This is a genomic window from Agrobacterium pusense (genome assembly GCF_900102105.1).
GTDB classification, from domain to species: domain Bacteria; phylum Pseudomonadota; class Alphaproteobacteria; order Rhizobiales; family Rhizobiaceae; genus Agrobacterium; species Agrobacterium pusense.
Genome location: NZ_FNBB01000010.1, coordinates 183,770 through 206,701, shown reverse-complemented (window position 1 = coordinate 206,701; position 22,932 = coordinate 183,770). Strand labels below are relative to the sequence as shown.

Sequence of the window (22,932 nt, the reverse complement as noted above, 5' to 3'; positions counted from 1 at the left end):
GGTTATCAACGGGGGACCATCGGGCGTTGCGCGCACAAATTTCGCCGTCGGGGAGGGTGCGAAATCCGGTCGGAACGGCGTTGCCGCGCCGCAGGATGAGATCTTTCTGTCACCGGAAGCTTCCTGCACGCGCTGATCTCAAGCCCCGCAAACAGATTGCAAACATTGTGCAGCAGTATGCGGCGCCTTCCTGCCGGACGGTCCTCTCAGCCGGGTGTCCGGTCCGGTTCACCGAAGGTTCAGGATAAGTCATAAATATAGCGTGGCCGATTTTCGTGTGTGTTCCCGCCACGGACGAAATGCCGGTCAAGTCGAACAAGTCTCCATAAAGTTCAGAATACGAGCCCGATGTCATTTCATATCACCCCGACCGCCGCCGCCCGTGATTCCGAGACGAAGCAGATCGATCATAATGATTCGATCCGCGCGTCCTATATGACGGTCGAGGAACTGCATGATGCGGGCGCCGCGCTTTCCCGCGATGGCGCCGACAGCCTTCCCGGCTTCATGGAGTTCGATTTCTTCGAGCGTCATCGCGAGAACGAAAAGGAAATCCTCAGGGTCTATCGCACAACGGCGGTCGACGCGGAAAATGGCGCGACGATAACGCCGGCGGCAGAATGGCTTCTCGACAACCACTACGTCATCGAAGAGGCGATCCAGGAAGTCCGCCGTGATTTTCCGCGCAAGTTCTATCGCCAGCTGCCGACGATGACGGTGGGCGGCGTGACGATCCCGCGGGTCATGGCGCTCGGCTGGCTTTATGTCGCCCACACCCACAGCACGGTATCGCGCGAAAACATGACGGCGCTGGTGGATGGCTACCAGACCTCGAAGACGCTGCAGATCGGTGAATTGTGGGCGCTGCCATCGATCATCCGTTTTGTCCTCATCGAAAATCTTCGCCGCATCTCCATCCGTGTGGAGCGTTCGCGCCGCATGCGCCAGAAGGCGAATGAGGTGGTCGACGAGATTATCCGCCTGAACGATGCGGAAGCGTCGGCAACACTTCTCAAGCAGGTCGATTCGCTGGTCGATGACCCGACTTTCGCGACGCAGTTCCTTTATCGCCTCCGAAACGGCTCGCAGACATCGGGTTTTGCCGTTGCATGGCTCGAAGAGCGTCTTCACGCTGCCGGCACCGACGCTGAAAACGTGATGATGTCGGAACATAATCGCCTGGCATCCGGCAACGTGACGATGGGCAACATCGTCAAGAGCCTGCGCGAGATCGATGATACCGAATGGTCGGTGTGGTTCGAGGAAGTCAGCCATATCGACAAGGTTCTGCGCGAAGAAACCGATTACGAAACGCTCGATTTCGGCTCCCGGAACACCTACCGCAATACCATCGAACTTCTGGCGCGTCGTTCTCCCAAGACCGAAGTTGAGGTCGCCCGTGCCGCTGTCGAAATGGCGCGTACCGATATGCCCGCAGAGGCGGACGAGACGCATCCCGTCAATGTCGGCTCCGTGCTGGTGGGTCAGCGTCGTTTCGAGCTTGAAAAGGCGCTGGGATACCGGCCCCTAGTATCGCAGCGTATCGTCCGGGCGATGCGGAAGTTCAACTGGCTGGCAATTGCAGCGCCGGTGCTTCTCATCACCGCGGTCGCCATGCTGGCGGTCGGGTGGTTCCTCGCCGAAGCGGGCATGCCCTGGTATGTTGTCACCGCTTTCCTGCTGATGTTCGCTCTGCCCGCCTCGGAGGGCGCGACCGGCCTCTTCAACACCCTTGTCACCTTCTTCGTGAAACCGTTCCGGCTGGTCGGATACGAGTTCAAGAATGGAATTCCCGAGGACGCGCGTACGTTGGTCGCCGTGCCCTGCATGCTGACCAGTCGCGACAGCGTTGACGAGATGATGCGCAATATCGAGGTGCATTATCTCGCCAATCCGCATGGTGAGATCTATTTCTCGCTGGTGAGCGACTGGCGCGACGCGCAATACGAGCAGTCCGAGGATGATCTTGAGATACTCGAATATGCCAAGCGCGAGCTGGCAACACTGAACAGCCGCTACGCCTTTGACGGCAAGACACGATTCTACCTTCTGCATCGTCGTCGCATCTACAATCCGGCCGAAGGCTGCTGGATGGGCTGGGAGCGCAAGCGCGGCAAGCTGCATGAGCTGAACATGCTGCTGCGCGGCGACAAGGACACGACGTTCCTCGGCGGCGCGAATATCATTCCGGAAGGTGTCAAATATGTCATGACGCTGGACGCCGATACGCGCCTGATGCGCGATGCGGTGACGAAGCTGGTCGGCAAGATGCACCATCCGATCAACCGCCCCAGGATCGATCCTGAATCCGGTCGGGTGGTCGAAGGTTACGGTCTGCTGCAGCCGCGCGTCACACCTTCCCTGACCACGGGCAAGGATGCTTCGGTTTTCCAGCGTGTCTTTTCCATCAACCGCGGTATCGATCCCTACGTCTTCACGGTTTCCGACGTTTACCAGGACCTGACCTCCGAAGGCACCTTCACCGGTAAGGGTCTTTACGACGTGGATGCTTTCGAGGCGGCGCTGAAGGGCCGTATCGAAGAAAACTCCGTCCTCAGCCACGATCTGCTTGAAGGTTCGTTTGCGCGTTGCGCGCTGGTGACCGATGTGGAACTCGTGGAGGACTTCCCGACGCGCTATGAGGTGGAAGTTTCGCGTCAGCATCGCTGGGCGCGTGGCGACTGGCAGCTGCTTCCCTATATTCTCGACCGCGCCCGCGGCGTCACCGCTATCGGACGGTGGAAGATGGTCGACAATCTGCGTCGCTCACTGACGCCGATCGCCTGGTTCTTCGCCTCGATCCTCGGCTGGTATTTCATGGATCCGCTCGGGGCGCTGATCTGGCAGATCCTGCTGATCTTCTCGCTCTTCGTTGCACCGACGCTTTCGCTGCTTTCCGGCCTTGTGCCGCGTTCGACAGACATCGTGCCGCAGGCGCATTTCCACACCATCTGGTCTGAAATCCGCGCCACCAATGCGCAAGTCGCGCTGAGAATCGTCTTCATCGCCGATGCCGCCTGCATGATGACAGATGCGATTGCGCGTTCGCTCTACCGCCTGCTCGTCAGCCACAAGCTGATGCTGGAATGGCGCACCGCCGCCAGTATCCAGTCCAGTGCGCAGGGCAGCATCATCGATTATTATCGTCAGATGTGGCACGCCCCCGTTGTGGCGATGCTCGGCCTTCTGTTCGCGGCGCTGCCGGGCGACAATGCCTTCCTGATCGGCATTCCCTTTACGCTGCTGTGGGTGCTGTCGCCCGCCGTTGCCTGGTATGTCAGCCAGTCAGCCGAGACCGAAGACCGGCTGTTCGTTTCCGAGCACGTCTCGTTCGAACTACGCAAGATCGCGCGTCGTACCTGGCGTTATTACGAGACCTTCGTGACACCGCAGGAAAACCACCTGCCGCCGGACAATTTCCAGGAGACGCCGGAACCGATCGTTGCCTCGCGCACGTCTCCCACCAATATCGGCGTTTATCTGCTCTCCGTCATCTCCGCCCGTCAGTTTGGCTGGATCAGCTTTGCCGACACGCTGGAGCGCATCGAGAACACGATCCAGACCGTTGAGAAGATGGAAAAATATCGTGGCCATCTCTACAACTGGTATCACACCGATACCTTGCAGACGCTTGGACCGCGTTATGTTTCGGCGGTGGACAGCGGTAATCTCGCCGGCCATTTGATTGCGGTTTCTTCCGCTTGCCGTGACTGGGCGGAAGCGCCGTCGGCCCATCTTCAGGGCAACCTCGACGGTATCGGCGACGTGGCCGGCATTCTGCGCGAAACGCTGAAGGCCTTGCCGGACGACCGCAAGAACCTGCGGCCGCTGCATCGCCGTCTCGAAGAGCGTATCATCGGCTTCTCGAACGCGCTGGCATCCGTCAAGCGCGAGCACGAATTCGCCTCCATTCGCGTCATCAACCTGGCGGTGCTTGCGCGTGACATTCAGAAGCTCGCCACCAATGTCGACCACGAGGTGAAGTCCACACAGAGCACCGAAGTGACGCGTTGGGCGCAGTTGCTGGTCGAGTGCTGCGAAGCCCATATTTCCGACAGCGCCATCGACCTGACCAATGTCGAGCCCTTGCGCCAGCGTCTCGCTTCGCTGCGCGACCGCAGCCGCAATCTCGCTTTCTCGATGGATTTCACGTTCCTTTACCGCAAGGATCGCCGCCTTCTGTCCATTGGCTATCGCGTCGAAAGCAAGGAGCTGGATGAGGCCTGCTATGACCTTCTGGCGTCGGAATGCCGTCTGACCAGCCTCTTCGCCATCGCGAAGGGCGATCTGCCGACTGAGCACTGGTACCGCCTTGGCCGTCAGGTCGTGCCGATCGGTGCGCAGGGCGCGCTGGTGTCCTGGTCGGGCTCCATGTTCGAATATCTGATGCCGCCGCTTGTGATGCAGGAGCGTCAGGGGGGTATCCTCAACCAGACCAACAACCTGATCGTCAAGGAACAGATGAATCACGGCCGCCGTCTCGGCACGCCATGGGGCATTTCCGAAGCGGCGTTTAATGCCCGCGATCACAACATGAACTACCAGTACACCAACTTCGGTGTGCCGACGCTGGGCCTCAAGCGTGGCCTTGGCCAGAACGCGGTGATTGCGCCCTATGCATCGATCCTCGCCAGCCAATACGATCCGGATGGTGCACTTGAAAACCTCGACAAGCTGCGCAAGCTTGGCGCACTTGGCCAATACGGTTTCCACGATGCGGTGGATTTCACGCCAACGCGTGTGCCCGATGGCAAGGTCTGCGCGGTGGTCTACAACTATTATGCCCACCACCATGGCATGTCGATTGCGGCCGTCGCCAACGTCGCCTTTGACGGCGTGCTGCGCGAGCTCTTCCATTCCGATCCGGTGATCGAGGCGGCTGAACTGCTGCTGCAGGAAAAGGCGCCGCGCGAAGTGCCGGTCATGAGCGCCAAATACGAACCGGAGACCCCCGGCAAGGAACAGGCCGACCTGCTGCGGGCGGAAGTGCGCTCCATTGCCGATCCGGCGGCACGCGACCGTGAGGTGGTGTTCCTGTCGAATGGTCACTACTCGACCATGCTTACCTCGACGGGTGCAGGTTATTCGAAATGGAACGGGCAGGCGATTTCCCGCTGGAAGGCCGATCCGACCGAAGACCGCTGGGGCACCTTCATCTTCCTGCGCGACACCACCAACGGGCAATGGTGGAGTGCGACTGCGGAGCCGCGTGTCTTCGAGGGTGAAAAGACCAAGACGGTCTTCACCGACGACAAGGCCGAGTTCCACAAGACCACCGGCGACCTGCAGAGCGTTGTCGAATGCATCGTCGCCACCGAGCACGATGCAGAAGGCCGCCGCGTCACCCTGCTCAATGTCGGTTCCGAGGATCGCTATATCGAAGTGACTTCCTATATGGAGCCGGTCATTGCGTCTGAGGATGACGACAACGCCCATCCGCTCTTCTCGCGCATGTTCGTGCAGACGGAGATCGGCCGGCGTGGCGACGTCATCCGCGCCTGGCGCAACCGTCGCAGCCCGAACGAGCCGGGCACCGTCATTGCGCATCTGGCCGCCGATAATGCCGGCCCGTCGCGGCCGACGGAATTCGAGACGGATCGCGCCAAATTCATCGGTCGTGGCCGTTCGCTGCGCGAAGCGGCGGCTTTCGATGCCGGTGCGACGCTTTCCAGCACTGACGGCTTCACGCTCGACCCCATCCTGTCGCTGCGACGCACCGTGCGCGTGCCGGCAGGCAAGAAGGTGAGCGTGATCTTCTGGACGATTGCCGCGCCGAGCCGCGAGGAAGTCGACAAGGCGATCGACCGTTATCGTCATCCGGACGCCTTCGCGCATGAACTCGTTCATGCCTGGACGCGCACACAGGTGCAGATGCGCCATGTGGGCGTCACCTCACAGCAGGCGGCCGCCTTCCAGCATCTCGGCCGATATCTGACCTATCCCGACATGCATCTGCGGGCGGATTCGGAAACGCTGAAAACAGGACTCGCTTCGCAGCGCGCCTTGTGGCCGCTTGCGATTTCCGGCGATTTCCCGATTTTCAGCCTGCGCATCAACGACGATATGGACATGGACATCGCCCGTGAGGCGCTGAGTGCCCATGAATATCTGCGTTCGCGCGGCGTGATCTTCGATCTCGTTATCGTCAACGAACGGGCCGCATCCTACGCGCAGGACATGCAGCATGCGCTGGATCATATTTCCGAAGCACAACGCCGCATCAATCCCGCCGATGGCGGTCGCCCGCACGTCTTCTCCGTGCGCCGTGACCTGATGGATGAAGAGACGTGGAGCGCGCTTCTGGCCGCTTCCCGCGTTGTACTCCATGTGCGCAACGGCAAGATCGTGGACCAGATCAACCGCGCGGTATCGCTGTTTGCGGCCCATCGTGGTCCCGATGGCACAAGCGACGCCGCACAGGCCCGTCTGCCGGTCCCGGCTTTCCCGGTTGCGGAGCCTGTCGAAGACGCGGGTGATCTCGATTTCTGGAACGGTTTCGGCGGCTTCGCCAGGAACGGACAGGAATATGTGGTGCGTCTCCATGGTGGGCAGTCCACCCCGCATCCGTGGATCAACGTCATATCGAACGAGAATTTCGGCTTCCATATTTCGGCCGAAGGCGCAGGTTTCAGCTGGAGCCGCAATTCGCGCGATTATCAATTGACACCGTGGAGCAATGACCCTGTCATCAACCGGCCGGGCGAGGCCTTCTATGTCGCCGACGTGGAGACAGGAAAGCTCTATACGCCGTGTGCCGCGTTGTCGCGTGATCCAGAAGCCATGTTCGAAACCCGTCACGGCCTGGGTTACTCCATCCTGACCGGCGTTGCCGACACGCTCGAAGTCGAGGTGACACAGACCGTCGATCGTGAAAAGCCGGTCAAGTTCTCGCAGGTCATCGTTCGCAACAAAGGCTCCAAAAGCCGCCGGCTGAAGGTTTATGCCTATGTCGAATGGGTGCTGGGCAATAACGGACAGAAATCAGCGCCGTTCATTCTGAGCAGACATGATGCGGGCAACAACGCGATCTTCGCGTCGAACCCCTACAGCATCGACTACAGCGCACGCACGGCGTTCCTGACGCTTGATACGGAGGCGAGCGGTTTCACTACCAGTCGTCGGGAATTCATTGGCCGCTTTGGTTCGGCACAGGCCCCGCAGGCGATCGTGTCGGGTAACGCACTCAGCGGCAGCACCGAGGTTGACGGCGATCCCTGTGCGGCGCTGATGCAGGAAATCCACCTTAAGCCCGGCGAAGAACGACACATGACCTTCATTCTGGGCGATGCCGATAATGCGGAAGAAGCCGAGGCGCTGGTGAAGGATGTCCGCCGTGTGGATTTCCAGTCGGTGCTGGAGGAAAGCAAGGCGTTCTGGACCGGTTTTACCGGCCAGTTACAGGTGTCCACGCCGGATGCCGGCTTCAACCACATGGTCAACAATTGGCTGCCCTACCAGGCGCTGGCGTGCCGCATTCTGGCGCGCACGGCCTTCTATCAGTCGAGCGGCGCCTTCGGCTTCCGTGACCAGCTTCAGGATACCCTGGCGTTCCTGCTCTACCAGCCGGATCTCGCTCGCAAGCAGATCCTGCGCGCAGCCGGCCGGCAGTTCCCGGAAGGCGACGTTCAGCACTGGTGGCTGCCGCTGACAGGCGCCGGTGTCCGCACCACTATCTCGGACGACGTGGTATGGCTTGCTTATGCGATCAACCAGTATGTTTCGGCGACCGGCGATATCGCCATTCTGGATGAGAGCATTCCCTTCCTGAAGGGGCCGGCGCTGATGCCCGGCCAGCACGACGCTTTCTTCCAGCCGGAAACCAGCGACAAATCCGCGACGCTCTACGAACACGCGGCGCTGGCGCTCGATCTTGCCATTCATCGCACCGGGGAGAACGGCCTGCCGCTGATCCTCGGCGGTGACTGGAACGACGGCATGAACCGCGTCGGCGTTGGCGGCAAGGGTACCAGTGTCTGGCTCGGCTGGTTCCTTTCCGGCGCCTTGCGCGATTTCATTGAAATTGCGGAAAAGCGCGGTGACACGGATCGGGTCGGCAGATGGGCCTCGCACCGCGAAAAACTGCGCAATGCGCTCGAAACCGCAGGGTGGGATGGCAGCTATTATCGTCGCGGCTATTTCGACGACGGCACGCCGCTGGGTTCCGCCGGAAGCGAGGAATGCCGGATCGATTCGCTCGGCCAAAGCTGGAGCGTTCTCTCCGGCGAAGGCGAAGAGGCCCGGTCGCGGCAGGCAATGGATGCGGTCATGGAGCATCTGGTGGATGAAAAGACCGGCATCATCCGGCTATTCACGCCGCCATTCTCGCGTGCGCCGCACGATCCAGGCTACATCAAGGGATATCCGCCAGGTGTGCGCGAAAATGGCGGACAATATACCCACGCGGCGACCTGGGTGGTTCTCGCTCTTGCCAAGCAGGGCAGGGCGCAGGAGGCCTGGAACTGCTTCAAGCTGCTCAACCCGGTCAACCACGCGCTCGATGCGGCAGCGTCGGAAACCTATCGGGTCGAACCTTATGTGGTGACCGCGGATGTATACGGTGAAGGCGCTTATGCGGGCCGTGGCGGCTGGAGCTGGTACACCGGCTCGGCCGGCTGGCTCTACCGTGCCGCTGTCGAGGGTATTCTCGGCATCACCCGCACTGACGGCAGGCTGCATATTTCACCGTCGCTGCCGGAAGACTGGAGCGGTTTCTCGGTGAAGATCACGCTCGACGGCAAGGCTAGAGACATTGCCGTCAGCCGCAAGCCTGGCACGGCGGAGGTTTCGGTATCTGTCGATGGCAAGGACTTGGCGGCCGGCGAGAGGGTGATCCCCTTTGACTGAGACGAGCGGGCCTTCGGTTTGCTTTTTAAGTCGGGCTCCTGCGGTGACGCAGGGGCCCGAATTTTGTTATGAGGTTCCCCCGCCTTCGATGTTGTTTGGCGTTTGGGGCATGGCGCCGGTACGGCGATACAGCGCCGGCAAGAACGCTCAACGGGCGGTCAATGCGAAGCAAGGGCACGATGGCAGCAAATCGAGACCGATAGACCATTTCGCATATTTTTCGACGCATGAAGGGCAGATGCTGTACAGAGACTTCTTGGTCCCCCGTGGCTACAACATCACCCGTGAGGCGATGGATGCATCGCAGACAGCGCGATGGGGAATAGAGTTTTCCAAGCCGCAAGCTCCGAACGAGATCGACCGAGGAATACGAGCTTCTCAGCACAACGGCTGCAAAAATTGGGTGGTGACTATGACGGTTGGGAGACTGAGGTAGAAGCTTCGTGATGTCCCGATATTTTCGAAGCAGACAACGAAAAAGGGCCGACACGACAGTGCCCGCCCTTTTTGCATTCCATTCCTGAGCCTCAGGAGGCTATCGCTTTTGGCCGGGGCTGCTGGCCTTCGTCTTCCGTCAGCAGGCCGCTGGTGCGCAGCAGCGAGGTAAAGCGACCGCCGCGTTGGCTTAGCTCATCGAAGGTGCCCTTTTCGATGATCCGGCCCTGATCGAGGAACAGGACGAGATCGGCATCGCGGACAGTGGAAAGGCGATGGGCGATGATGAAGGTCGTGCGGTTCTTTCTCAGCGCATCCACTGCGGCCTTCACACGGGCTTCGGTTTCCACGTCGAGTGCACTGGTTGCCTCGTCGAGAACCAAAATGGGGGCGTTCTTCAGGATCGCACGGGCGATGGCGATACGCTGGCGCTCGCCGCCGGACAGGCGGTTGCCGCGTTCACCAACCTGGGTCAGATAGCCGTTGATGCGGCTGTCGATGAAATCCGTCGCCGCAGCGGCCGCCGCTGCTTCCACCACTTCGGCATCGGTGGCCGATTCACGACCAAGGCGTATATTTTCGCGGATCGAGCGGTTCAGCAGGCCGGCATCCTGAAACACCGTGGCGATGGAGTTGCGGAGCGAATTTTTCGTCACCGTCGAAATATCGGTTCCATCGATCAGGATCTGGCCGGAATCGGGATCATAGACCCGCTGCAGCAGGTTGATGAGCGTCGTCTTGCCGGCACCTGTCGGTCCGACAATCGCGATCGTCTCGCCGGCCCTGGCCGTAAACGAGACATCGTGAACGCCCTGCTTTGTGTTGGCAAAACCGAAATTGACATTGCGGAATTCCACGGTGCCGGAGACATTCGACAATTCACGGGCATCGCCCGGTTCTTCGCGTTCCTTGACGGAATCCTCGAGGACGAAGAAGTCCTCAAGCTTGGCGCGGGCTTCGAAAATCTGCGTCACGAACTGGCGCATCTGGTCCAGACGGCCTATCAGGAGATTGGCGAAACCGATGAAGGCGATGACATCGCCGACGCGCAGCTCGCCGTTCTTCACCAGCACGGTGCCGATCACGAGAATGATCATCATCGAAACGGTGGAGGCCGTGCGGTTCAGAGCGCTCGCAAAGGCCCACCAGTCGAGCACGGGATATTGCGCACTTAGCAGCTTTTCGGTGAAGGATTTCAGCGCTTTGGTTTCAGCCTCGATGCGATTGTAGCTGTGCAGCACGGAAACGTTGCTGATGGAATCGCTGACATGGGCAAAAACGCTGTGATAATGCTCTTCGACCGAAGCCTGACCATCCTTGGTGCGGCCCATCACCCATTTGCCGATGAACCAGTAGACGATGCCGAGGCCAATCAGCACGAAGCTGAGGCGCAGGTCCATGGACATGGCGGTGGGCACAAGCAGCACCAGCGCGACGAAGGTCGCGAGATGGGTGCGCATGAATTCCAGCCATAGGCCGAAGAGCGTTTCGCTGGCGCGCAAGAGGGTATGCAGGGCATTGGACGTGCCGCGCTGATGGTGCCAGGAAAGCGGCATCGAGATGATGCGCCCGAAGGCCTCCGTCAGGAGCGAAGCGCGCCTGCCATGCGCCAGCCGGTCGGCTTCGCGGGCGACGGCTACGTAAGCCACGGTGTTGAAGACGCCGAACCCCGCCCACAATATGAGAATGGACGTGACATTGGAGCCAGAAGAAATGGCGTCGATGATCCGGCCGAACAGCACGGGTTCGGCAATGGTGATCGCTGCAAGAATGACGTTGGCGATGACGACGACAGCCACACGCCATTTATGAACGGTCAGATAGCGCAGAGCGCGTGTGTAAACCTGAAACAAGGTCAAATTTTCAATCCAGTCCGGGCGTCTTTTCGAGCGGTTGATTGTTCGGCCTCAATACGATGCTACTTTAGCAAGGTTGCATGAGACGGCGAATTTTGTGTAATTATCGCTCTTTCTGTCTGAATGGCGGCTTAACAGATTGGCCGTCCATGCGAACCGAAAAAACCTCCCGGTGTTTCCCGGGGCCTGCCGTCACAAGATTTCGCATCTTCGTTTCAGGGATTGCTAACGACGATATGTTCAATCTCACCCGACCGGCGCCCGAGTAACATGACGTCATCGCGGGACCATGTCCTTCGTGTCATCCCCTTCAAGCCAAGTCCGGACCATGTGTCTTTATGCATGATATTCTTCACTTCATCTCTGCGTGTTACCAGGCGGGAAACGCCGAACGTGTGCGTTCAGAATTTGCAACGCTCATTCGGGAATATGGTTTCGAATATTTCCTTGTCAGCAGACGCATGACCGGCGAGCTGGCCTCCACCGGCCAAATCCTTGCGCAACATCTGCCGGAAGGCTGGATAGAGGTCTACAGGGCCAAGAAATACAACCTCGTCGATCCCGTCCGCAAAGTGATCGGCATGGTGCACAAACCGTTTCATTGGAAAGAGGCGCTGGAGGGGCTTCCCCGCGCCATGCATCGGAAAAGGGCGAGCGTGTTTTTCCACGATGCCGGCCGTTACGGCTTGCAGGGCGGTTATGCTTTTCCCGTGCATGGACGGGCGGGATTCATAGGTGCGGTGTTCATAGGTGGACAGGACCGGCAATTGCCCTCCTTGCAGGTGGAACTGCTCGATGCAGCGACCCGGGCGGTCTTCTGGCGCCTGCTCGATCTTTCAGGTCAGGCCCATGATCTCAGCAATATTCCAGACGGTTCCGCTCTTGAGCTGACACGGCGTGAGACGGAAGTGCTGGCGCTGATGGCGGATGGCATGACATCGGCGGAGATCGGCCGCAAGCTATCCATCTCCAACCATACGGTCGACTGGTATATAAACGGGATTCAGCGTCGTTTCAGCGCCAAGAACCGGCAGCACACCGTCGCACTCGCGTTCCGCCATGGCTTGCTGAGCTAGCGCAAACAGAACAGTTCTCGCCGGAATTGCCCTTTCCAAGACGGGGTTTTGCTGCTTAATTCCGCAGTGCAGCAGAATTTTGTTTTGGCGTGTGGGGAGACCGTCTTGAAAATATCGAAAATACTTGTTGCCAACCGATCCGAAATTGCGATCCGCGTTTTCCGGGCAGCCAACGAGCTCGGGATTAAAACCGTTGCGATTTGGGCGGAAGAGGACAAGCTGTCTTTGCACCGCTTCAAGGCGGACGAATCCTATCAGGTCGGCAGGGGGCCGCATCTCGCCAAGGATATGGGACCGATCGAGAGCTATCTTTCGATCGAGGAGGTTATCCGCGTTGCGAAGCTCTCCGGAGCGGACGCGATTCATCCCGGTTACGGTCTTCTGTCTGAAAGCCCCGAATTCGTCGAGGCCTGCAACAAGGCGGGCATCACCTTCATCGGACCGACGGCGGATACGATGCGCCAGCTCGGCAACAAGGTAGCCGCCCGTAATCTGGCGATTTCGGTTGGCGTTCCCGTCGTTCCCGCCACCGACCCACTGCCGGACGACATGGCGGAAGTGGAGCGTATGGCCGAGGAGATCGGTTATCCCGTCATGCTCAAGGCCTCCTGGGGCGGTGGTGGCCGTGGCATGCGCGCCATCCGTAAAAAGGAAGACCTCGCTCGCGAGGTGACGGAAGCCAAGCGCGAGGCCAAGGCCGCCTTCGGCAAGGACGAAGTCTATCTCGAAAAGCTGGTCGAGCGTGCGCGTCACGTCGAAAGCCAGGTTCTCGGCGACACGCACGGCAATGTTGTGCATCTGTTCGAGCGTGATTGTTCGATCCAGCGGCGTAATCAAAAGGTCGTCGAGCGTGCGCCCGCGCCCTATCTGAGCGAAGCACAGCGTCAGGAGCTCGCCTCCTACTCCCTGAAGATTGCGGGTGCCACGAATTATATCGGTGCGGGCACGGTCGAATATCTGATGGATGCCGATACCGGCAAATTCTATTTCATCGAGGTCAATCCGCGTATTCAGGTGGAACATACGGTTACGGAAGTCGTCACCGGTATCGATATCGTCAAGGCGCAGATTCACATTCTGGAAGGCGCCGCCATCGGCACGCCGGAATCCGGGGTGCCGAGGCAGGAGGATATCCGCCTGAATGGCCACGCCCTCCAGTGCCGCATTACGACGGAAGACCCGGAACACAATTTCATTCCGGATTATGGCCGTATCACCGCTTATCGCTCCGCTTCAGGCTTCGGTATCCGTCTGGACGGCGGCACGTCCTATACTGGCGCTGTCATCACCCGCTACTACGATCCGTTGCTTGTGAAGGTGACGGCCTGGGCGCCGCGGCCTGACGAGGCGATCAACCGTATGGATCGCGCTTTGCGCGAATTCCGTATTCGCGGCGTGGCGACCAACCTCACATTCCTAGAGGCCATCATCGGCCATGACAGTTTCCGCAACAATACCTATACAACACGCTTCATCGATTCGACGCCCGAGCTTTTTGCCCAGGTCAAACGGCAGGACCGCGCTACCAAGCTTTTGACCTATCTCGCCGATGTGACCGTGAACGGCCACCCGGAAACCAAGGGACGCGCAAGGCCCTCGGACAAGGCGGCAAAGCCCATCGTGCCCTATATCGATGCGCCGACGCCCGACGGCACCAAGCAGTTGCTGGACAAGCTCGGCCCGAAGGGTTTCGCAGACTGGATGCGCAACGAAAAGCGGGTACTCGTCACGGATACGACGATGCGCGACGGACATCAGTCGCTGCTTGCGACCCGTGTCCGTACCCATGATATCGCCCGCGTCGCCAGCGCCTATGCCAAAGCGTTGCCACAGCTTCTGTCGCTGGAGTGCTGGGGCGGTGCGACATTCGACGTTTCCATGCGCTTCTTGACCGAAGACCCGTGGGAGCGTCTGGCGCTGATCCGCGAAGGTGCTCCCAACCTGCTGCTGCAGATGCTTCTGCGCGGGGCAAACGGCGTCGGGTACAAGAACTACCCGGATAACGTCGTGAAGTATTTTGTCCGTCAGGCCGCAAAGGGCGGCATTGATCTTTTCCGTGTCTTCGATTGCCTGAACTGGGTGGAGAATATGCGGGTCTCGATGGATGCCATCTCGGAGGAAAACAAGCTCTGTGAAGCGGCCATCTGCTACACCGGAGACATCCTCAATTCAGCGCGTCCGAAATACGACCTGAAATATTACACCAATCTCGCCCAGGAACTGGAACGCGCAGGCGCGCATATTATTGCCGTCAAGGATATGGCCGGCCTGCTGAAACCGGCTGCCGCCAAGGTTCTGTTCAAGGCGCTGCGGGAAGAAACGGGTCTGCCGATCCATTTCCACACCCATGATACGTCAGGAATTGCGGCAGCGACGGTTCTTGCCGCCGTGGATGCGGGTGTCGACGCGGTCGATGCCGCGATGGACGCCTTCTCCGGCAATACGTCGCAGCCGTGCCTTGGTTCGATCGTGGAAGCGCTTGCCGGGTCGGAACGCGATACGGGCCTCGATACCGAATGGATTCGCCGCATTTCCTTCTATTGGGAGGCCGTGCGCAACCAGTATGCGGCTTTCGAAAGCGATCTCAAGGGGCCGGCGTCGGAAGTCTATCTGCACGAAATGCCGGGTGGTCAGTTCACCAACCTCAAGGAACAGGCGCGTTCGCTGGGTCTCGAAAGCCGTTGGCACGAAGTGGCGCAGGCTTATGCCGATGCCAACAGGATGTTCGGCGATATCGTCAAGGTGACGCCGTCTTCGAAAGTCGTCGGTGACATGGCGCTGATGATGGTCAGCCAGGATCTGACAGTGGCCGACGTACAGAATCCCGAGCGCGAGGTCTCTTTCCCGGAGTCCGTGGTTTCCATGCTGAAGGGCGATCTCGGACAATCGCCCGGCGGTTGGCCGGAAGCCCTGCAGAAAAAAGCGTTGAAGGGGGAAGCGCCCTATACCGTTCGTCCGGGTTCACTATTGGCTGATGCCGATCTCGATGCCGAACGGAAGACCATCGAGACCAAGCTGGAGCGCAAGGTCGATGATTTCGAGTTCGCGTCCTATCTGATGTATCCGAAGGTATTCACGGATTTCGCGCTCACCGCCGAAACTTATGGTCCGGTCTCGGTGCTTCCCACCCATGCCTATTTCTACGGAATGGAGGATGGCGAGGAACTGTTTGCCGATATCGAGCGTGGCAAGACGCTGGTCATCGTCAATCAGGCTTCGTCCGGCGTTGACGACAAGGGCATGGTGACGGTGTTTTTCGAAATCAATGGTCAGCCGCGCCGTATCAAGGTGCCGGATCGGACTCATGGTGCTTCCGGCTCTGCCGTGCGCCGCAAGGCCGAACCTGGCAACGCGTCGCATGTCGGGGCACCGATGCCGGGTGTCATCAGCCGCGTCTTCGTCAATCAAGGCCAGGAGGTCAAGGCTGGCGATGTGTTGCTCTCCATCGAGGCGATGAAGATGGAAACGGCGCTTCACGCCGAGCGGGATGGCAAGATCGCGGAAGTTCTGGTGCGCCCGGGCGACCAGATCGATGCGAAGGATCTACTGATCGCTTACGCGGAATAAATACAGTCGTCGATTGAACAGTTAGACGCCCGCCTTCCCGGCGGGCGTTTTTTATTGCGCTTCCCCGGAAACTCGAATATGCATGTTCATGCACGTTTATTCCTGTTTATGCATGAGTCTATATGAGTGATCACTTCGTCAGCGAGCGGCAGGCGCTCATCCTCGAACAGTTGCGGCAGAGCGGCCGTGTGCTGGCGCAGGACCTCGCCCAAAACTTTGGCGTTTCTGAAGACACGGTTCGCCGCGACCTGCGAGAGATGGCGGCCCGTGGGGAATGCATGCGCGTTTATGGCGGCGCCCTGCTCTCGGATAGCAAGACGGTGCCGCTGAAGACGCGGATCGCCGAGGATGCGGACCGCAAGGCTCTACTGGCCCGCGCCGTTGTCCCGCTTCTCAAGCGGGGCATGGTCGTTTTCATCGATGCCGGTTCGACGAACCTCGCCATTGCCAGGGCGATCCCGGCTGGTCTCAATGTAACGGTGGTGACGAACACGCCCGCCATTGCCGCCGAACTGACGGGGCGGGCGGATATCGATCTCGTGCTGATCGGTGGCAAGGTTGATCCCGCCGTTGGTGCGGCAATCGATGCAATGGCGCTGCGGCAGCTCGAATTGATGCGACCCGATCTCTGTGTTCTCGGGGTCTGTGGTGTCGCGGTCGAGACCGGCCTGTCGGCCGATGTCTTCGAGGATGCCGTTTTCAAGCGGCTCGCTTGCAGCGCCAGCCAGCGGATTGTCGCTGCAATCACCACCGAGAAGCTGGGGCATAAGGCAGCGTTCCACGTGCATGATTTTTCCCCGCCGCTTTCCCTTGTGCTGGAACGGGATGCCGACCGCGTGTTGGTCGAGGGCGTGTCCAGCCGAGGCGTAGACGTTTATTGCGGCGACGATGCCGTCGCCTGATTTTCACATGGTCAAGTCTGAAGGATATAGCCGATGAATGGCCCCACCACATTTTCGCAGACGGGTGCACGCTCGTCCTATCTGACGCGTCATCGTATCGGCGTTTCCCTGCTGTTCTTGATGAACGGGTTCATGATGGGATCATGGGCGCCCAAGATTCCCGAATTTGCGGCGCGTCTTTCCCTTAGTGAAAGCGCGCTTGGTCTCATCATCCTGGTCTTCGGTATCGGTTCGCTGGTTTTCATGCCGATCGCCGGCTCGCAGATCGCCCGTTTTGGCTCCCGGACGGTCAGTCTCGTGACCGCGGCGATCTTTCTGCCCACACTGCTTTTCATCTCCTGGGCGGGAACCGTCTGGGCCGGGGTAATCGCGGTTTTCCTGTTTGGCGGCCTGACGGGAGCGATGGATGTCGCCATGAATGCCAATGCGGTAGCGGTTGAGCGCGATATGCGCCGCGCCATCATGTCATCCTGCCACGCTTTCTGGAGCCTCGGCGGCCTCATCGGAGCCGGTCTCGGCGGTTATCTCATCACGGCCATCGGCGTGCAGGGGCATGCCATTGCGCTGACGGTCATCGCATTCGTGCTGCTGATCGTGGCATGGCCGCGTGTGCTTGCAGATCGTCCGCACCCGGAGGAAGAGCGCCCGAAAGGCGGCCTGCCGCTGACGCCGCTGCCGTGGATCATCGGCCTGATGGCCCTTTTCTCGATGATCCCGGAAGGCGCAATCCTCGACTGGGGCGCTCTTTATCTGCGCAACGAGCTCGGAGCTTCGGTGTCACAATCCGGCTTCGCCTTTGCGGCTTTCTCGATGACCATGGCGGCCATGCGTTTTGCCGGCGATCTGGTGCGCGACCGCTTCGGGGCTGTGACGACCCTGCGCTTCTGTTCGGCCATGTCGATTATCGGTCTTCTTATCGCCGGTATTGCGGGAAATTCCACCATCGCGATCGTTGGCTTCGCGATTGCGGGCATCGGCATCTCCAACATGGTGCCCATTGCCTTCTCGGCGGCGGGCAATATGCCGGGCCTGGCACCGGGAATCGGCCTTTCGGTCGTCACCACCATGGGTTATTCCGGCATTCTGGTGGCGCCATCGGCGATTGGCTTCATTGCGGAACATACCGGTCTCGCCAGCGTCTTCCTGTTTCTCCCGTTACTGCATGTGGTGGTTCTGCTACTTTCGCGGCTCGCCCGTCATGCCGACGGTGCGGGCAAGGAATAGGCGTATCGAATTTTGCCATGATTGCGGTAAAGTAGAAGCTCCAGCGCGTTGGGTGTTGACAAGAAGTCTCCCTTGTTTCACCTCAATTGCAAGACCTTGCCGCAAGCTCCAGAGACCGCCATGACGTCACATGCCGATTACGACCCGAAGCCCCGCCGCGCCTCCGTCGCCGTAGACGTCGGCGGCGTCATCGTCGGTGGCGGCGCACCCGTCGTCGTGCAGTCGATGACCAATACCGATACGGCTGATATCGACGCCACCGTCAGCCAAGTGGCGGCGCTGTTCCGGGCCGGTTCGGAAATCGTCCGTATCACCGTTGACCGGGATGAGAGTGCGGCCGCCGTGCCGAAAATTCGTGAACGGCTGCTGCGTCTTGGGATGGATGTGCCGCTGGTCGGTGATTTTCATTATATTGGCCACAAGCTTCTGGCCGACCATCCGGCCTGCGCCGAAGCGCTGGCGAAGTACCGCATCAATCCGGGCAATGTCGGTTTCAAGGACAAGAAGGACAAGCAGTTCGGTGAGATCGTCGAAATGGCGATCCGTTACGACAAGCCCGTTCGCATCGGTGTCAACTGGGGATCTCTGGATCAGGAATTGCTGACTACGCTGATGGACAGGAACAAGGAAAAGGGCTTTCCGCTTTCCGCCCGTCAGGTCACGCGGGAGGCCATTGTTCAGTCGGCGCTGATTTCCGCCGAGCTTGCCGAAGAGATCGGCCTGCCGCGCAACCGTATCATCCTCTCGGCCAAGGTCAGCCAGGTGCAGGACCTGATTGCCGTCTATTCGATGTTGTCTGAACGCTCCGACCACGCCCTCCATCTCGGTCTCACGGAAGCCGGCATGGGTTCAAAGGGTATCGTCGCCTCGTCCGCCGCCATGGGTTATGTGTTGCAGCATGGTATTGGCGATACGATCCGCGTGTCACTGACGCCTGAGCCGAATGGCGACCGCACCCGCGAGGTGCAGGTGGCGCAGGAATTGCTGCAGGTCATGGGTTTCCGTCAGTTCATTCCGGTGGTTGCGGCATGTCCCGGCTGCGGGCGTACCACGTCGACGGTATTTCAGGAACTGGCCCAGAACATCCAGAACGATATCCGCAAGAATATGCCGGTCTGGCGTGAAAAATATCCCGGCGTCGAGGCATTAAATGTCGCCGTCATGGGTTGCATCGTAAATGGTCCCGGTGAAAGCAAGCACGCGGATATCGGCATTTCGCTGCCCGGAACGGGCGAAAGCCCGGCGGCGCCGGTCTTCATCGACGGAGAGAAAGCTCTCACTCTGCGTGGCCCCAACATAGCCGCTGATTTCGAAGCGCTTGTGACCGATTACATCGAAAAGCGTTTTGGCCGGAAAGACGCAGCGGAGTAACGAGTAGCGTGAAAAGGCCGCAATTCCACTGTCATACCTCCTGACCCTTTCGGAGCATCAAAACACATGATCAAAAAAATCGCGATCGTCGCCCTTTGCGGCACCTATCTTTCCGCCTGCACCACCACCGATCCCTATACGGGCGAGCAGAAAATGTCGAACACGGCCGGCGGCGCGGGTATCGGCGCTGTTGTCGGTGCGCTCGGCGGTCTGGCTGTGGGCGGTTCGCCGGTCGGACGCCGTAACGCTGCCCTGATCGGTGCCGGCATCGGCGCGCTCGCTGGCGGCGCCATCGGCAATTACATGGATGGCCAGGAAGCGGAACTCCGCGCGCAGCTTCAGGGGACCGGCGTTTCGGTGACCCGCCGTGGCGACAGCATTGTTCTCAACATGCCGTCGAATATCACCTTTGCCACGGATCAGGATCAGGTCATTCCGCCCTTCTATCAGACGCTCGATTCCGTTGCGATCGTGCTGAACAAGTTCAACCGCACGCTGATCGACATCAACGGCCATACCGACTCGACCGGTAGCCTCGCCCACAATCAGGGGCTTTCGGAACGCCGCGCCGCGTCGGTTGCCAACTATCTCGGCGCACGCGGTGTCGATCAACGACGCATTTCAACACTTGGCTTTGGGCCTTCGCAGCCCATCGCCTCGAACGCAACGTCTGATGGTCGCGCCCAAAACCGCCGTGTGGAAGTGTTGATTTCGCCGCTCAAGGGCTGATCGACTTGAGAGGCTGAGCGGGAAAACCCACTCAGCTTTTTCGTTCTGCGATAAATCTGGCGGCCGCGATGAGAATCGCGGCCTTTTCGCCATAGGGAGCCAGGAGTTCGCTGGCCTCTGCCACCTGTTCCTGAAGTTTGCGACGCGCCCAGTCTTGGCCGCGCAGCGCCACCAGCGTTCCCTTGCCGCGTGCGGCATCCTTGCCGGTCGCCTTGCCCATGGTGGCGGCGTCGGCCGTCAAATCCAGGAGATCGTCTGCCAGCTGGAAGGCGAGGCCGATTTTTTCTCCAAAGAGGCGTAGCCTCTGCCTTTCGCAATCATCGCTACCGGCGATGATTGCGCCCGCCTCGCAGGCGAAGCGCAGCAGTGCGCCGGTTTTCATAGCCTGCAATGTAATAATGCCGGTTTCGTCCGGTGCGTTCTTTTCCGCGGCGAGATCAAGCGCCTGCCCGCCGGCCATGCCGCCGATGCCCGCTGCGCGGGCAAGCGAAAGCACGAGCGCGGCCTTGCGCCCGGCCGCGAGCGGATTTTCTTCCGATGCAATGATATCAAAGGCCAGCGTCAGCAGGCTGTCGCCAGCGAGGATGGCGGTCGCCTCGTCGAATTTGCGATGCACCGTTGGCTGGCCACGACGCAGGTCGTCGTCATCCATAGCCGGCAGATCGTCGTGAACCAGCGAATAACAATGGAGGCATTCCAGCGCGGCACCGGCAAAAAGCGCAGCTTCTCCATCTCCGCCGAGGAGTGCGGCGCTTTCGATGACGAGGAAGGGCCGCAGGCGTTTACCGCCGTTCAGCACGCCGTGGCGCATGGCCTCGAGCAGATTCTGCGGACGCGCGATCTCATCCGCGCGTGTCTCGCCGGAGAGCAGGCGGCCAAGCAGGGCTTCGGTCCTGGCGGCGTTCTCGCGCAGCCGCGTTTCGAAATTCGTCATCTGAGCGTCCATGCCGCGCTCTTTGGCACGCTGCGCGAATGCAGGCAAACCTTTTCGTGATTCCCCAACTCAACTGTCGCGCCGGACTCGCCTTGAAGACGGCAATGGACTATGAAAGGCTTCAACTGGCGTGGGGTGCGGGGACGGATAGTGAGCAGTACGCCTGAAAGCGACGCAGATTACGCCGTGCTGGCGGAAGACCGGAGCAGTCCGAAGGTGGATTTTCGCACGTTGGCCAAGCGCATCATCATGACCTTGCTGGCATTGCTCATCCTGCCTTATCTGCTGATTCCGGTTTATGCGTTGCCCTTCATCCGGCCCGTGTCGACGCTGATGCTTGCCGATCTGGTGACGCTGCAAGGCTATGACAGGCGCTGGGTGCCACTAGAGGATATTTCACCGCGCCTCGTGCAATCGGTGATGATGTCCGAGGATGGGCAATTCTGTTTTCACGGCGGGGTTGACTGGAACCAGATGCAGTCCGTGGTCAGCAATGCGCTCGACGGGGCCGCGACGCGCGGCGCCAGCACCATCCCGATGCAGACGGCCAAAAACCTGTTTTTATGGAACGGTCGTTCGTTTCTGCGCAAGGGACTGGAATTGCCGCTGGCGATTGCCGCCGATTTCGTCTGGTCAAAAAAGCGGATGATGGAGATTTATCTCAACGTCGCCGAATGGGGACCGGGTATTTACGGCATCGAGGCTGCCGCCCAGCACCACTTCAAGGTGCCGGCCGCGAAGCTCAGTTCCCGACAGGCCGCACTTCTGGCCGTTTCGCTTCCCAATCCCATTGATCGTGTGGCCAGCAAGCCGGGGCGCGGGTTGCAGAGGCTCGCCGGCCTTATCGAGCGCCGCGCCCGCGCCTCGGGCAGCTATGTCGGCTGCGTGCTGGATTGATACCAGCGCGCCGCTTCAGCCCTTCTTGAAAATATAGTCGGTTTCCTGGCGCAGCGTCTCGCCCGGCCGTAGTATGGCATGCGGAAAATCAGGGTGGTTGACGGCATCCGGCCAGATCTGTGTTTCCAGGCAGAAACCGGCAAAGGGACCGTAGTGACGGCCATCGAGGCCCGGAACGGGAACGTCCAGTTTGAAAGCCGAATAAAACTGCACACCGGGTTCGGTGGTGTGAACCTCGAGAGCTATATCGGAGGCTGGCGAATAAGCGCGGGCGACCTTGCGCTTGGCGCGGCGCTCGGGCGAAAGGCAGAAATTATGGTCGTAGAGAACCTGCTCACCATTTTCGCTGCGCCGCATCGGCGTCGGGTGGCGAAGGTCGAAGACGGTGCCTTCGACGGAGCGGATTTCGCCGGTCGGTATCTGCTTGTCGTTGGTGGGCAGGTAAAAGTCAGCCGCGATGCTGATCTCATGCCCAAGTGCGGTGTCGGCGCCATCGAGATTGAAATAGGAATGCTGGCACACATTGGCGATGGTCGGCTTGTCGGTCACCGTTTCATAGACCACCGACAGCACGCCGCCGTCACGGATCGTGTAGGTGGCTGTGACCGTGCAGTTGCCGGGATAACCGGCACGGCCATCGGGGTCGATGATCTGCAGAACCGCGTGGCTTTCGCCGTGTTCCATCAGCATCCAGTTGCGTTTGCCCATGCCGTCGCTGCCGCCGTGCAGGTGGGTTACGCCCTTTTCATTCAGCTCCAGCTGGTATTCGTGACCGTCGATCGAAAATCTGCCATTGCCGATGCGGTTGGCGTTACGGCCGGGTGTGGCGCCGAAATAGGAGGAATATTTATAATCCTCGAATTTGTCGAAGCCGAGAACGAGCGGCGGCTGGTGACCCTCAAGGCGCAAATCCTGGATGACGGCACCCCAGGTAATGACCTTCGCTGTAAGCCCACCTTTCGAAATGGTGACACGCTCGACCTTTTCGCCCGTTGCCGTGAAACCAAAATTCTCCCGTGCTGCCCCGTCGCTCATAACATCATTCTCCCGGTTGCCATGAATTGCCGGGCGGACGTTGCGTCATTTCCCGGCAATTC

11 protein-coding genes are annotated in these 22,932 nt (G+C 59.8%); 8 read left to right on the top strand and 3 right to left on the bottom strand.

Features of this window, described 5'->3' with window-relative positions; translation table 11 throughout:
- Positions 1-348: 348 nt before the first annotated feature.
- Entirely contained in the window at positions 349-8,844 is an 8,496-nt protein-coding gene (locus BLU28_RS20545) for a glycoside hydrolase family 94 protein (RefSeq protein WP_077986976.1), read from the top strand.
- Between the two features lie 527 nt (positions 8,845-9,371).
- Here BLU28_RS20545 and BLU28_RS20535 read toward each other — a convergent pair.
- The gene (locus tag BLU28_RS20535) at positions 9,372-11,138 is read right to left on the bottom strand and encodes a glucan ABC transporter ATP-binding protein/ permease (RefSeq protein ID WP_004443992.1); all 1,767 of its coding nucleotides are present in this window, start codon (positions 11,136-11,138) and stop codon (positions 9,372-9,374) included.
- Positions 11,139-11,473: 335 nt separating this feature from the next.
- Here BLU28_RS20535 and BLU28_RS20530 point away from each other — a divergent pair, with 335 nt between their 5' ends.
- The 6 genes from BLU28_RS20530 (at position 11,474) to BLU28_RS20505 (ending at position 20,004) form a co-directional block, all read left to right on the top strand.
- Entirely contained in the window at positions 11,474-12,211 is a 738-nt protein-coding gene (locus BLU28_RS20530; RefSeq protein ID WP_004443990.1) for a helix-turn-helix transcriptional regulator, read from the top strand.
- Positions 12,212-12,316: 105 nt separating this feature from the next.
- Positions 12,317-15,778: a pyruvate carboxylase gene (gene pyc, locus BLU28_RS20525; protein ID WP_077986978.1), complete on the top strand. Its 3,462-nt coding sequence runs from the start codon at positions 12,317-12,319 to the stop codon at positions 15,776-15,778.
- A gap of 122 nt (positions 15,779-15,900) precedes the next feature.
- The gene (locus BLU28_RS20520; protein ID WP_077986979.1) at positions 15,901-16,680 is read left to right on the top strand and encodes a DeoR/GlpR family DNA-binding transcription regulator; all 780 of its coding nucleotides are present in this window, start codon (positions 15,901-15,903) and stop codon (positions 16,678-16,680) included.
- A 33-nt stretch (positions 16,681-16,713) separates the two neighbouring features.
- A complete protein-coding gene (locus BLU28_RS20515) occupies positions 16,714-17,904 on the top strand; it encodes an MFS transporter (protein ID WP_004443984.1) in 1,191 nt (396 codons plus the stop codon).
- Between the two features lie 120 nt (positions 17,905-18,024).
- Positions 18,025-19,275: a flavodoxin-dependent (E)-4-hydroxy-3-methylbut-2-enyl-diphosphate synthase gene (ispG, locus tag BLU28_RS20510; RefSeq protein WP_077986980.1), complete on the top strand. Its 1,251-nt coding sequence runs from the start codon at positions 18,025-18,027 to the stop codon at positions 19,273-19,275.
- 66 nt (positions 19,276-19,341) lie between these two features.
- Entirely contained in the window at positions 19,342-20,004 is a 663-nt protein-coding gene (locus tag BLU28_RS20505; RefSeq protein ID WP_004443979.1) for a YiaD family glycine zipper/OmpA-like lipoprotein, read from the top strand.
- A 31-nt stretch (positions 20,005-20,035) separates the two neighbouring features.
- Here the strand turns inward: BLU28_RS20505 and BLU28_RS20500 are convergent, their stop codons facing one another.
- Positions 20,036-20,950, bottom strand: a complete 915-nt coding sequence (locus BLU28_RS20500) for a polyprenyl synthetase family protein (protein WP_004443976.1) — start codon at positions 20,948-20,950, stop codon at positions 20,036-20,038.
- A gap of 237 nt (positions 20,951-21,187) precedes the next feature.
- Between BLU28_RS20500 and mtgA the strand changes: the two genes are divergently transcribed.
- The gene (gene mtgA / locus BLU28_RS20495; RefSeq protein ID WP_220360067.1) at positions 21,188-21,835 is read left to right on the top strand and encodes a monofunctional biosynthetic peptidoglycan transglycosylase; all 648 of its coding nucleotides are present in this window, start codon (positions 21,188-21,190) and stop codon (positions 21,833-21,835) included.
- Positions 21,836-21,850: 15 nt separating this feature from the next.
- Here mtgA and BLU28_RS20490 read toward each other — a convergent pair whose 3' ends face one another.
- Entirely contained in the window at positions 21,851-22,870 is a 1,020-nt protein-coding gene (locus BLU28_RS20490; RefSeq protein ID WP_022556979.1) for an aldose epimerase family protein, read from the bottom strand.
- Positions 22,871-22,932 lie beyond the last annotated feature (62 nt).

Excerpts from the sequence above, each read along its gene's own strand:
- BLU28_RS20545 (WP_077986976.1), top strand. The coding sequence starts at position 349 with ATGTCATTTCATATCACCCCGACCGCCGCCGCCCGTGATTCCGAGACG.
- BLU28_RS20530 (WP_004443990.1), top strand. The coding sequence starts at position 11,474 with ATGCATGATATTCTTCACTTCATCTCTGCGTGTTACCAGGCGGGAAAC.
- BLU28_RS20520 (WP_077986979.1), top strand. The coding sequence starts at position 15,901 with ATGAGTGATCACTTCGTCAGCGAGCGGCAGGCGCTCATCCTCGAACAG.
- BLU28_RS20515 (WP_004443984.1), top strand. The coding sequence starts at position 16,714 with ATGAATGGCCCCACCACATTTTCGCAGACGGGTGCACGCTCGTCCTAT.
- ispG (WP_077986980.1), top strand. The coding sequence starts at position 18,025 with ATGACGTCACATGCCGATTACGACCCGAAGCCCCGCCGCGCCTCCGTC.
- BLU28_RS20505 (WP_004443979.1), top strand. The coding sequence starts at position 19,342 with ATGATCAAAAAAATCGCGATCGTCGCCCTTTGCGGCACCTATCTTTCC.
- BLU28_RS20500 (WP_004443976.1), bottom strand. The coding sequence starts at position 20,950 with ATGGACGCTCAGATGACGAATTTCGAAACGCGGCTGCGCGAGAACGCC.
- mtgA (WP_220360067.1), top strand. The coding sequence starts at position 21,188 with ATGACCTTGCTGGCATTGCTCATCCTGCCTTATCTGCTGATTCCGGTT.
- BLU28_RS20490 (WP_022556979.1), bottom strand. The coding sequence starts at position 22,870 with ATGAGCGACGGGGCAGCACGGGAGAATTTTGGTTTCACGGCAACGGGC.